Source organism: Rhizobium sp. FKY42 (genome assembly GCF_005222835.1).
In the GTDB taxonomy this organism is placed as follows: domain Bacteria; phylum Pseudomonadota; class Alphaproteobacteria; order Rhizobiales; family Rhizobiaceae; genus Neorhizobium.
In genome coordinates this window covers 39626-52596 of record NZ_STGA01000011.1, presented here as the reverse complement: position 1 = coordinate 52596, position 12971 = coordinate 39626, and the positions used below count along the sequence as shown (strand labels likewise).

The 12971-nt window shown below is 57.3% G+C and carries 11 protein-coding genes; all 11 read right to left on the bottom strand.

The features are described from left to right. Positions 1-10: 10 nt before the first annotated feature. Positions 11-343 carry a nitrite reductase small subunit NirD gene (nirD, locus tag E8M78_RS06290; RefSeq protein WP_137134262.1) on the bottom strand — a complete coding sequence of 111 codons (333 nt, stop codon included), beginning with the start codon at positions 341-343 and terminating at the stop codon, positions 11-13. 25 nt (positions 344-368) lie between these two features. Further along, entirely contained in the window at positions 369-2819 is a 2451-nt protein-coding gene (gene nirB / locus E8M78_RS06285; RefSeq protein WP_137134261.1) for a nitrite reductase large subunit NirB, read from the bottom strand. Between the two features lie 5 nt (positions 2820-2824). After that, positions 2825-3625: an ABC transporter ATP-binding protein gene (locus E8M78_RS06280; protein ID WP_137134260.1), complete on the bottom strand. Its 801-nt coding sequence runs from the start codon at positions 3623-3625 to the stop codon at positions 2825-2827. A 12-nt stretch (positions 3626-3637) separates the two neighbouring features. Continuing rightward, a complete protein-coding gene (ntrB, locus tag E8M78_RS06275; RefSeq protein ID WP_137134259.1) occupies positions 3638-4534 on the bottom strand; it encodes a nitrate ABC transporter permease in 897 nt (298 codons plus the stop codon). A gap of 68 nt (positions 4535-4602) precedes the next feature. Continuing rightward, the gene (locus tag E8M78_RS06270; RefSeq protein WP_170973340.1) at positions 4603-5895 is read right to left on the bottom strand and encodes a CmpA/NrtA family ABC transporter substrate-binding protein; all 1293 of its coding nucleotides are present in this window, start codon (positions 5893-5895) and stop codon (positions 4603-4605) included. Between the two features lie 355 nt (positions 5896-6250). Continuing rightward, positions 6251-7525: a CmpA/NrtA family ABC transporter substrate-binding protein gene (locus E8M78_RS06265; protein WP_137134277.1), complete on the bottom strand. Its 1275-nt coding sequence runs from the start codon at positions 7523-7525 to the stop codon at positions 6251-6253. A 49-nt stretch (positions 7526-7574) separates the two neighbouring features. After that, positions 7575-8174: an ANTAR domain-containing response regulator gene (locus E8M78_RS06260; protein WP_170973339.1), complete on the bottom strand. Its 600-nt coding sequence runs from the start codon at positions 8172-8174 to the stop codon at positions 7575-7577. An 82-nt stretch (positions 8175-8256) separates the two neighbouring features. Then, positions 8257-9237, bottom strand: a complete 981-nt coding sequence (gene nadE / locus E8M78_RS06255; RefSeq protein WP_137134256.1) for an NAD(+) synthase — start codon at positions 9235-9237, stop codon at positions 8257-8259. A 5-nt stretch (positions 9238-9242) separates the two neighbouring features. Beyond that, positions 9243-10751 (bottom strand): class I adenylate-forming enzyme family protein, encoded by a 1509-nt coding sequence (locus E8M78_RS06250; RefSeq protein WP_137134255.1) that lies wholly within the window; start codon positions 10749-10751, stop codon positions 9243-9245. A gap of 7 nt (positions 10752-10758) precedes the next feature. Further along, positions 10759-11013, bottom strand: a complete 255-nt coding sequence (locus E8M78_RS06245) for an acyl carrier protein (RefSeq protein WP_137134254.1) — start codon at positions 11011-11013, stop codon at positions 10759-10761. Then, positions 11003-12967 carry an asparagine synthase (glutamine-hydrolyzing) gene (gene asnB, locus E8M78_RS06240; protein WP_137134253.1) on the bottom strand — a complete coding sequence of 655 codons (1965 nt, stop codon included), beginning with the start codon at positions 12965-12967 and terminating at the stop codon, positions 11003-11005. Before asnB ends, E8M78_RS06245 begins: the two co-directional genes overlap by 11 nt. Positions 12968-12971 lie beyond the last annotated feature (4 nt).

Genomic DNA, 12971 nt, shown 5'->3' with positions numbered 1-12971 from the left:
GAGCATTCCCCTACTCTGCCGCGACCATCATGGGGTGATCGAGAAGGATCGATAGAACGCCATTTTCGTTGCGAAGTTCGAAGGTGCGCACTTCGCCCTCATCCGCACCTTGCGCCATGCCGTTTTCCAGCGAGATGACCCAGTTATGCAGCGGGCAGGTAACGGCTTTTCCGTGCACGATGCCCTCCGACAGGGGGCCTGCCTTGTGAGGGCAGCGGTTTTCAATGGCAAAAACCTCGTTCTCGCTTGTGCGAAATACGGCGATGTTCATGCCTGGCGTCTTGATGCAACGCGCGCCCCGCAGTGGAATATCGTCGATATGGCCTATCGTTTTCCAGTTCATGGAATGGGTCCTTTCATAAACCAGATCACTCGGCAGCTTCGCCATAACCGACGCTTGCCATGGGTTTGAACTCGTGTTTGTCCTTACCGGAAACACGCTCCGACCATGGATCGACCTGCGCGAATTGCTGGCTGAAGACAAAGCGGTCGTAATAGGCCTTGCGCCGTTCGGTATCGTGCAGAATCTGCTGCCTGATCTCGTCATGGCCGACCCGTTTCGCCCATTTATAGATGCGCTCCAGATATCGACCCTGTTCGCGATACATCTGGGTCAACGCCACGATCACTTCCAGCGCCTCGTCCTCGGTCTTTACCAGACCCAGAACATCCGTGCCTTTGATGTCGAGACCGGCGGCGCCGGCAAAATGGATCTCGAAGCCGGAATCGACGCAGATCACGCCGATATCCTTGCATGTGGCTTCGGCGCAGTTTCTCGGACAGCCCGAGACTGCAAGCTTCAGCTTGGCCGGTGTCCACGAGCCCCACATGAACTTCTCGATGCGGATACCGAGGCCGGTGGAATCCTGCGTGCCGAAGCGGCACCAGTCAGACCCGACGCAGGTTTTGACGGTGCGCAAACCTTTGGCATAGGCCTGACCGGATATGAAACCGGCCTGACCGAGATCGGCCCAGACGGCGGGCAGGTCTTCCTTTTCGACCCCAAGCAGATCGATACGCTGGCCGCCAGTCACTTTCACCATGGGGATCTGGAACTTGTCGACCACGTCGGCGATGGCGCGCAATTCCTTCGCGTTCGTGACGCCCCCCCACATGCGGGGAACGACGGAGTAAGTGCCATCCTTTTGGATATTGGCGTGAACCCGCTCATTGATGAAACGGGACTGATAGTCGTCCGCATATTCATCCGGCCAATCGCAGACGAGATAGTAGTTCAGCGCTGGACGGCATTTGGCGCAGCCGCAGGAGGTCTTCCATTCCAGTTCCTGCATGACGGCAGGAATACTCTTCAGGCCCTTCGCCTTGATCAAACGGCGCACATCGTCATGGCCAAGGTCCGTACAGGTACACATCGGCGTAACGGCTGCAGGATTGTACTTGTCGCCCAGCGTCAGGGTCATCAGTTGTTCGACCAGCCCGGTACAGGAACCGCAAGAGGCGGAAGCCTTAGTGTGGGCGCGCACCTCATCCAGTGAGGTCAGCCCTTTACCCGTAATCGTCGAGGTGATTTTACCCTTGCAAACGCCGTTGCAGCCGCAGATTTCCGCATCATCCGGCAAGGCTGCAACGGCCGCCATAGGGTCCAGCGGAGACCCTCCCTGATAGGCCTGGCCGAAAATAAGGGTATCGCGCATCTCGGAAATGTCGGTCTGCTTCTTCTTGAGATCATTGAACCAGGCGCCATCCGCCGTTTCACCGTAAAGCACGGTGCCGATGATGCGGTTTTCCTTGATGACCAGCCGCTTGTAGATGCCAGTCGCGGCATCACGCAGGACGATTTCCTCGCGGTCCGGCCCTTCGGCAAAGTCCCCCAGTGAATAGAGATCAATGCCGGTGACCTTGAGCTTCGTCGGGGTGTCGGAATGAACGAAAGCCGGCGTTCTATCGCCTGCCAGATGCGAGGCGGCAATGCGGGCCATTTCATAGAGAGGAGCAACGAGACCGTAGACCTGGCCGCCAACTTCCGCACATTCACCAAGCGCCATAATGTGTCCATCAGAGGTCATCATGCCGTCATCGACAACAATGCCGCGATTGACCGCGAGGCCTGCATCCTTCGCCAGCTGAACATTGGGACGGATGCCGACCGCCATCACCACGATGGAAGCGGGAATAATCCGGCCATCCTCGAGTTCTACGGCCTCTACCTTGTCCTCCCCGAGGATCGCCCTGGTATTTGCCTTGCAGACAATATGAATACCGCGATCCTCTAGCGCCTTCTGCAGAAGATATCCGGCAGCCGGGTCAAGCTGCCGCTCCATCAGGCTCGGCATCACATGCAAAACGGTTACGTTCATGCCGCGAGCCTTGAGGCCCGCCGCGGCCTCAAGGCCCAGCAGCCCGCCGCCAATCACGATGGCGTCTCCTCCCGCCTCGGCAGCAGCAAGCATGGAACCCACATCATCCAGATCGCGATAGGCAACCACACCCTTCAGATCCTTGCCCGGCACCGGAATGATGAAAGGATTTGAGCCGGTTGCGATGATCAGCCGGTCATATTCTGCGACGACGCCCTTTTCCGAGGTCACGGTGCGCTTTACGCGGTCGATCTCCACGATCCTGTCGCCACGATGCAGCGTCACTCCATGCATTTCGTACCAGGCATCACCGTGAATGATGATGTCTTCGTAGGTCTTTTCACCGGACAAAACCGGGGAAAGCATGATCCGGTCATAATTGACGCGGGGTTCGGCGTTGAAGATGGTGACCTCGTAGGCCACCGGTGCCTGCTCGAAGAGATGCTCCAGCATGCGGCCCGGCGCCATGCCATTGCCAATGATGACGAGTTTCTGGACCATCTCGCTTACTCCGCCGCTTCCACGAAGCGATGACGCTCGTAGAGGAATTTCAACACGGCCTCGCGGCACTTGAGATAGGTGCGGTCTGAGGCAAGCTCGATGCGGTTTCGGGGTCTGGCAATCGGAACCTCCAGCACCTCGCCAATTTTTGCTGCCGGACCATTGGTCATCATGACGATGCGGTCGGACAGAAGAACCGCCTCGTCCACATCGTGTGTGATCATGATCATGGTGTTGCCGAGGCGCGCATGGATCTCCATCACCGCATCCTGCAAATGGGCGCGGGTCAGCGCATCGAGCGCACCGAAAGGCTCATCGAGCAGCAAGACCTTGGGTTCCATCGCAAGGGCGCGGGCAATGCCAACGCGCTGCTTCATGCCGCCGGAAATTTCCGCCGGACGCTTGTCCTTCGCATGCGCCATCTGCACCAGATCGAGATTGTGCATCACCCAGTCGTGCTGCTCGGCTTTATTCTTCTTGCCGCGAAAGACCTTGGAGACAGCAAGGTTGATGTTCTCGTAGACGGTGAGCCAAGGCAGAAGCGAATGGTTCTGGAACACAACCGCGCGCTCCGGACCGGGGGCGTCAACGTGCTTTCCATCCAGGAAAACGGCACCGGATGTGGCGTCGATCAGTCCGGCGATGATGTTGAGCACCGTGGACTTGCCGCAGCCGGAATGGCCAATGATGGAAACGAACTCACCCTTGTCGACGCCGAGCGAGACCTGCTTCAGCACTTCGCTTTTGGTACCGTTGCGCTCGAAGGTCTTGTCGATGAATTCCAGCGAAAGATAGGATTGTGCCATGGTCGTGATCCTTCAGGCGTTGGCAGTGCCACGGGTGACGAGGCGCCCGACGAAAGCAATGAGGCGGTCGAGCAGGAAACCGACGACGCCGACATAGACAAGCGCCACGATGATGTCGCTGATGAGCGACGAGTTCCAAGCATCCCAGATGAAGAAGCCGATGCCGACGCCGCCGATCAGCATTTCCGCCGCAACGATAGCAAGCCAGGAGAGGCCGATGCCGATACGCAGGCCGGTGAAGATGTAGGGGGCTGCGGCAGGCAGCATGATCTTGCCGAAATACTCGAAGCCGTTGAGGCGCAGCACCTTGGCGACGTTCTGGTAATCCTGCGGGATGTTGCGGATGCCCACAGCCGTATTGATGATGACCGGCCAGATTGCCGTGATGAAGATCACGAAGATGGCCGAGGGATTGCCATCACGGAAGGCGGCAAGCGACAGTGGCAGCCAGGCAAGCGGCGGCACCGTACGCAGGATCTGGAAAATCGGGTCCAGACCGCGCATGGCCCACTGGCTCTGACCGACGAGAACTCCGAGCGCGATGCCAGCGATGGCGGCCAGCGCATAGCCCAGTGCGACACGCTGAAGGCTGGCGGCGATGTGCCAGAACATGCCCTGATCTACCCCCTGCCCTACATGGAAGGGATGAATGATCAACTCCCAGCTTTCACTCAACACACGGCTGGGTGCGGGCAGGCTTGAGGTGGGCGAAGAACAGAGGATCTCCCAGGCCAGCACCAGAAGCGCAAGCGTCAAAAGCGGTGGCAGGACAGTCGCAGTCAGACGACGAGCCTTCTCAGTCGCCATTAAGACAATCGACCGCCTTGGCTTTGCAGGAGAGAAGGCAACCACCTGTGCTTTCGGGCTCACCTGCTTGCTTTCCTTGATGTTCAGTTGCGTAACGGACATGGCCGCTTTCCTTTGTTGAATTCCGGGTGCGAGGGCGCTTGCAGTCAGCGCCCTCGAAGCGGGTTGGCTCAAGCCATGCGGGAAATGCTGAGGCTCTTCAGGTAGGCAGCCGGGTTTTCCGGATCGAAGACCTTGCCGTCGAAGAAGGTTTCCTTGCCTCGAGACGTCGAGGCAGGAATATCCGTCACACCAAGCGCCTTGGCGGCATCGCGCCACAGATCTTCACGGTTCACCTTGGAAACGAGCGCCTTGATATCGAGCGTCGGCTCGAACTTGCCCCAGCGGATATCTTCCGTCAGGAACCAGGCATCATGGCTCTGGTAGGGATAGGAGGCGTGGTCGCGCCAGAACTTCATGAAGTGCGGGCTGTTTTCGACCAGTTTGCCATTGCCGTAATTGTATTTTCCCTTGATACGGTCTGTAATGTCCTTCGGCGGCACGTTGAACCAGCTACGCTTGCCAACGATTTCGGCCAGTTCTTCCTTGTTCTTCATGTCATCGCACCACTGCGCGGCTTCCAGAACAGCCATCAGCAGGGCTTTTGTGGCGCGCGGATTCTTCTCCACCCAGTCGGCGCGCATGGCGAAGGATTTTTCCGGATGCTTGTTCCAGATCTCTGCGGTGTTGACCGCCGTGTAGCCGATGCCCTGATTGACCAGCTGCTCGTTCCACGGCTCGCCCACGCAGAAACAGTCCATGGTGCCAACCTTCATGTTTGCCACCATCTGCGGCGGCGGCACGACGATCGTCTCCACATCCTTGTCCGGATCGATACCGCCGGCGGCCAGCCAGTAACGGATCCAGAGGTCATGCGTGCCACCGGGGAAGGTCATGGCGACCTTGGCAGGCGTGCCTGCCGCCTTCTTCTTGGCGAAGGCTTCCTTAAGCGCTCCTGAATCGAGACCGACCTTGAGGTCCGCATAGGCGGAACCGACGGAAATAGCCTGAGCATCAAGGTTGAGACGCGACAGGATAACCATGGGCAAGGGCTGGTTGTTCTGCGTCACTTTGCCGGTAGAAATGAGATAGGGCATCGGCGTCAGAATATGAGCCCCATCGATACCGCTTCCTGCAGACCCAAGAACGAGATTATCTCGCGTCGTGCCCCAAGAGGCCTGTTTGACGACCTCGACATCCGGCATTCCGTACTTGGCGAAAAGTCCCTTTTCCTTTGCGATGATCAGCGGCGCGGAATCGGTCAATGCGATAAAGCCGAGTACCGCCTTGGTTGTTTCAGGGCCTGCCCCTTGGGCAAAAGCACCGGAGGGGAATGCCGTCTTGATTGCGCCAATCAAGGCGGCTGTGGCAGACGTCTTCAAAATCGTACGGCGGCTGATGCCGGTATCGGATGCCTTCGTCATTTTTTTCATTCCCCTCTGTGACGGAGTGCCAAAACGAAAAAACGCCGCGTGCTTGAATGCAGCATCCGGGCGGGAGGAGCCGGACGGCAAGGAAGCCTGCGACGTCGTTGTCTGATGATCTGTATGATGTCCGGTGGGACGCTCATCTGCCTGCCGATCGCCATTGACCGGTGCGATATTAGCTTTGCAAGCTGCGTGCCAGTTTTGGCGGTGAAGTGCAAAGTGCTGTAAAGGTTGGAATAATTTTGGTTTCGAATGGACGATCTAAAACTAGGCTCGCTGTGGTATGCCTAATTTGGAAGCGTCGACTTTGGTCAGCTGCTGCCATTCTGAGCAGGCGCAGCAAGTACGGGGCTCAGGTTTCCAACGCCGACGGCAGCGTACCGTTTTCCTCTGCCCGAACTGCAAAGCTGTTGACGTAAGCCTCGATGGCAGCCGGATCGAAAATTTTGCCGTCCATAAAAACATCGTCGGGCTCGCTTCCTGCAGGCGCCAAGTCACCGTCATGCCCGCCCAACTGCCCCAAAGCGGCTCGGTAGAGATCTGGCCGGAATGCCGATGCAGCAGCATCCGCGGCCTGTTGGGAGAACCGCGTTTGGCCCCAACGCACCATCTGGCTGAAGATCCAGAGGGCCTGACGCGGCTGCGGAATGTTGGCGCCATGCTGGTGGAAGGTAAAATAGTTTCGAATAACGCGGCGATTTCCCTTGGCATCCAGCGAGAAGCGGCCTGCCAGAACCTGACGGATGATTTCGACGGGCGCCGCGATATAGCGGTCAGCCGCCAGGATTTCCGCGAGATGCGCGTGGTTTGCCGCCTCGTCGCACCATCGCGCAGCAGCATCCAGTGCAACGATCAGCCGCAAAACAGTGTCTGTGTTGGCTTCTGCCCATTCCGGGCGCATACCAATCACCTTTTCCGGTGCCGAAGGCCAGATATCCTGCTTGGCGGCAACGATACGCCCGACCCCGCGTTCGGAAGCGACCATGTTCCAGGGTGCGCCAACACAGAACCCATCGATCGCGCCAGCCTCCAGAGCGTCTGACGTCAGCGGCGGCGGCACGACCACCATTTTGACGTCACGATCCGGATTGATGCCCCCTGCTGCCAGCCAGTAGCGGAACTCGTAATTGTGCGACGAGAACGGATAGGTCATTCCCAGTGTCGGCGGGCTCTCGCCTCTATCACGCATATCGGCGAGAACCGCCGCAAGCGCCCGGGCGTTTTCCAAGGCAGATGCGTCTTCTCCCAGCCCAGCAACGGCTTGCATCCGCTCGAACAGACGCGTGGAAAGCGTTATGGCATTGCCGCCTCTCCCAAGCGAGAAAGGTGTCATCGTCGGCGATGGATTGGAGCCCAGCCCGAGGCTTGCCGCGACCGGCATAGGAGAGAGCATATGGGCCATATCAAATTGCCGGAAAGCAAGACGATCGCGTACATTTGCCCAGGAGACATCCCGAACCAATTCGATGGAAAGGCCCTCGCGCCAGGCAAAGCCCATTTCCACCGCGGCAATGAGGATAGAGGCATCCATCAAGGGGATAAAGCCGGCCCGCAAGATCTTCTGCTGAGGCTCTCCACCCAAAGCTGGGGCCGCGAGATTGCTACTGCTGTCCGGCACGTTCGTCATCCTGTACATTGCGCGCCCTCCGGTTCTGACGTGCCGCGATCACCTGTCATCACAGCAACATCCCGGCCGCGGTCACGACCGACTGGGCAATGTCTGCCAATCGCTTCTTTTCATTCATCGCGGTCTGACGCAGAAGCGTGAAGGCTTCCTCTTCGGAGAGATTACGCATCCTCATCAGTATGCCCTTCGCTCGCTCGATGACCTTGCGCTCTTCCAGCGCCGATCTCGCCTCTGCCAGTTCCCGCTGCAAACGGTTGAAGACGTTGAAGCGCGACACTGCCATATCGAGAATGGGCTTCACCCGTTCCTTTCGCAGTCCATCGACAATGTAGGCAGACACGCCCGCATCGACGGCGGCTTCAATGGATGCCGTATCCGAGCGATCGACAAACATGGCAATCGGTCGGCTTATCGAGCGCGTCAGCTGGAACAGATGCTCCATCATGTCGCGGTTGGGATTTTCGATATCGATGATGATGACGTCGGGCTTCAGATTCTCGATCAGGCGCGCGATGCCGTGAACTTCATGAACGACAGTGACACGGTGATGCCCAGCCTCGCGCAAACCTTCATCAATGATCGCCGCGCGTACGGCGTTTTCATCGATGACGAGGATGGTTAGGTCGAGATGGTTCATGGCCACAACCATGCCGCAACGCAGCATAGTTGACAAGATGAGATAGATGAAAATTAAGGCATGACATATTATGCCTTAATTTTCATCATATCGATTAAAGCCGCGTCAGTGGTGATGCGTGGAGGTATCGGGCGACCTTGCGCTTCGCCTTTATATCTTGCCAGACAAGGTTAACCTGCTCGGGAGACAGGCCGACCGGGCCAGCGATCTCATGCGAAGACAAACCGTTCTCCAGACCGAAGAGGCAGATATCCATCTTCTGGTACGGCAGCGCGAAGTAGAACTCTTCCTGCGTCTGTGGCAGGGAGTAAGTGTCGGTTGTCGGCGGTCTGGATAGAATTTCTTCCGGTACGCCGAGTTCGGCTGCCAGTTGAAACACCTGACTTTTGTAGAGATGCGCGATCGGCTTGATGTCAGCAGCTCCGTCTCCGTTCTTGACGAAGAAACCCTGATCGTATTCGAGCCGGTTGGGGGTTCCCAGCACAGCATAATTCAGACGATCGGCATGGTAGTATTCGATCTGCTTGCGCGTGCGCTGCTTCATGTTTGTCGCCGCCACGATGCCGAGATAGGCCTTCGCGCTCAACCGAACCTTTTGCATCTCTCCGTCCGGTGCCTGAACGACAAGCGAAGAGATATTGTAGCCGCCACTGGTCAACGGATTGTCGAAGACAATCTTGGAGCTCCATCCGGCGCCATATTCCGGCACCGCTTCGCGAATGAAGCCATCGCGCCGCTCATAGCATCCGGCTGCAGAAAGCGCGGGGCCAATATCCTCTATGATCGTCTCTATACCAAACCGGGCGGCAAGTTTTTGACCAAGACGCAGACTTTCCGGATCGGAGTCATTCTCCGGCATGAAGATTCCGAAAACGTTCTTTGCGCCAACCGCCTCGACAGCCAAAGCAGCGCAAAGGCTGGAATCGATACCACCGGACAGACCGAGCACCAGACCGCGTTTACGCAGGTCCGTGCGAAGTCGCTCGCGCAACCAGTTTGCAGTCGCCTCAATTTCAGCCTTTGCATCCAGAACCAACGGAGCAAATGGAGGGATATGGTTGGATTGATGTCCCATTCAGCTTACTCCATGGGCTGTTCCGGCTCGATAAGGAGCCTGCGGCTGACCTTGCCCGAAGGCGTTTTTGGTAGCGAGTTTCTGAACTCGACGATCTTTGGCACCATATGCTCTTCAAGATGCCTAGCACAAAACCGCTGAACATCGCGGGCCGTCATCTGAGCCTCCTGGCTGACGATGACGGCCTTGATAGCCTGGCCGAGAAGATCGTGAGGTACACCGATTGCGACGGCATCGGAGATACCAGGCATCTGGCAAAGCACCTCTTCCACCATATGCGGCGCAACCTTCTCGCCGCGGCATTTGATGATGTCGTCCATGCGCGATACGAAACTGATGAAACCGTCCTCATCGGCGCTGAAGAGATCACCTGTCCGCAGCCAGCATTCTCCGGTGAATGGATCGATGGAAAGCGCCCGGCGAGTGGCCTCTTCGTTTCGCCAATAACCCTGCATGACGTTCGGGCCACAAACCAGAAGTTCACCCACCTGACCCGGGGCTAAGGATCTCCCCTCGTCGTCGACGATCCTCAACTTCACGCCGGCCATTGCAATTCCAACCGAGCCCCGGTGACGATCAAGTTCAACAGGCGGCAACCACGTCGCACGCGTGCATTCCGTCTGGCCATACATAACGAAAAGGTCCGCGTGCGGCAGGAAAGCGCGCAACCAATCCTGGTGGGCAAGCGGCAATGGCGCTGCCGCACATGTCACATAGCGCAGACTGGCAAACCGTCCGGGGTCAAGCTCTCGCGCCTGCATCATGATAGCGGCGATCGAGGGAACAATGGGCCAGCCCGTTACACTTTCCGTCTCGATCGTCTGGTAGACCTGTTCGGGATAGGCGAATGACCTTTCGATAACCAGCGTCGCGCCGACCTTCACCGAACTCATCAACTGGTTGAGCCCGTAGCCGAACGACATCGGTAGCACCACCAGAATAACGTCACTGAAGGTGTTTCCGAGATAGGATGTGATGGAGGTTACCGCAGCGTCGAGATTGGCATGGGACAGCATCACGCCTTTCGGCAATCCCGTAGAGCCGGACGTATAAATGATGGCTGCCAGGGCATCAGTCGAACGCGACAGGAAAGGGAATGGATCCGACTCGAACGTCTGCCTCAGGCTGCCGCCTTCCCCGGCGACAATACAAGGAATGTCGCCGTCCATCGCTTCCAGGTGCCCGACAAGCCTGGTCTCGGTGATAATGAGACATGGTTGGCAATCCTGCACGATCTGTTGCAGACGAGATGGCTTTGTCGACGGATTGACAGGACAGATGATAGCGCCCGCCATCCAGACTGCAAACACGGCCACGCCGAACTCCCAGCCGTTATCAAGAAACAGGATAACGCGCTCACCTTCGCCGACGCCGTGTTCGGCGAGCGACTGGGCCATTCGAGCGGACCGATCCAACAAATCAGCATAACTCAGCCGCATTCCATCTGAGACGATTGCGTTCTTGTCTGCATGCAGATCTGCACTGTGAACCAGATACTGCTCGATCCGCGTCATGTGATGGTCAACCTGCCTGCTTTCGGTCGACGAATGCTGCAATCCGGGCGAGGCTATCCAGATTTGCCGGAATGATGTCGGTATCTGCAACCTTGATGCCGAACGTCTCCTCCAGATAGCTCACAAGCTCCAGAATACCGGTCGAGTCCACGTAATCATTGTCGATGAGAGATGTGTCCGCCGTTAGCGGCTGTGACTCGTCGCCGAAGAGAAAGTTTTCGACAATGAAGGCGCGAAGTATGGCTTTGGTATCATCTGACATGGTTAGGGCTGATCCCGTTTTCACAATTGGAGAGGCTGTCGCTCATTCCGATGGCCAAGATTTGCGTGGACAAGACTCCGATGAATGCGGAGTTATCTCTGAAGCTTGCAATTTCACCTAGCATCGCCTTGTCGGCAAGTTTGCCGACGGCAACAGGATTGAAGAATGCAGAAGCTTTCAGTTTCTCTGGCGAGAGGACGGTCCTCAGATAATCAGGACCTCGTGGCTTGGCAAAACTGGCAGCATCGGGAGCGCGATAGGGCTGTTTGGGTCTATCGATGATTTCGCCGGGTATATGCCGACGGGCAACTTCCTTCAGGATATGCTTCTCGCGCAACCCCTTCAATTTGCGATCCGGGTGCAAACGAGAGGCGAACGCGACGACGCGATGATCGAGAAACGGAAAACGCCCCTCCACCGCATTCGCCATCATCGGCCGGTCGCCCTGCGCCGATAGGATATAACCCGGCAAGAGATAACGAGTCTCCAGGTACTGCGCCTGATTGAGCGGATGCCAACGCCTGAAATCATCCGGCAGTTGGCTTACCAGTTCTTCCGCTGCATCGTAGTTGCCAAGGATGCCGCGAAGTTCGGAAGAAAAGAACAGCTTTGCCGATGCTGTCGACCTGAACCGCGGTCGATGAGAATAGAGCGGATCCTGAAGATCTTCCGCTCCGATACCGAAGAAGCGAGCCAGATACTCCGGTGTCTGCTGCTGAATACCAGGAAGGTAGGGGTATAGACGCTGGAAAATTCTTGGTCGCCTCGCCGAGGAAGGTTGACGGCCACAGAACCGCCTTGCCTTCGCCTCTCGAAACAGGTCGTAACCGGCAAAGATTTCGTCGGCTCCCTCCCCTGTGAGGACAACCTTCCTGCCATCGTCCCTCACCGACCGGGCAAGACTCTGAAGGGGTACCGGAGCGGTGCGTAAAATCGGCTGACGTATCGAACTCATGGCCGTCGGCAGCTCATCGCGGATCTGGTCATGCGAAGACGTTACGCTGACATGATGAGAGCCGATCGATTCCGCCATCATCCCTTGCCATCGTCCTTCGTCATGCTCGACACTGTCGAAACGCAGCGAATAGGTCCGCAGTTCATGACCATGGATTTTGGCAGCCAATGCCGACAGTAGGGAGGAATCCAGCCCCCCGGACAGATAGGCACCCACCGGAACATCCGCACGGAGCCGAAGGCGGGTGGCGTCCACCAGCAGAGCTTCAAGCTCTTCGATCTGGTTTTCAGGGAGCGCGTCGGTTGCGACATCGGATCGATCAGGGAATTCGGGCTTCCACCATGCATGGATCCGTTGCATGCCCGCCTCCAGAACCATGACATGGCCCGGCGGCAATTCCTTGATCGCGGCATAGGCCGTGCGGGGCGATATGGGGCACCACAGGGTGAAGGTTTGATCCAGTGCTATCGGATCGAGCTCATGGGACACGCCTGGCAGTGCGAGCAAGGCCTGGACCTCGGAAGCAAAGAAAACCGCACCGTTACAATGCGTATAGAACAGGGGTCTGACCCCCACCCTGTCTCGAGCAAGGACCAGTCGTTGCCGGGTTCTGTCATGAATTGCGAAAGCAAAATCACCATTGAGATCCGGGAGGCAATCCAGTCCCTTGTCGCCGAAGGCCGTGAGGAGAACCTGCGTATCGGAGCCCGATTTGAGGTTATGTCCTTTCCTGTTCAATTCTTGGCATAATTCAACGTAATTGAACACTTCTCCATTGTAAGAAATGGAAAGATTTCCATCCGTGCTGACCATGGGCTGAGAGCCATCTGCCAGTCCAACAATGGAGAGCCGCGCATGGGCCAACCCGACGTCGCCATTGACCAATATGCCATTTCCATCGGGTCCGCGATGGTTCAGATGGTCAAGCATGAGACGCAGATAGGAAGCGCCTGTTTCACCTGAAAAGTTTCCGCCAAAGTAGCCTGCGATAGCACACATGACG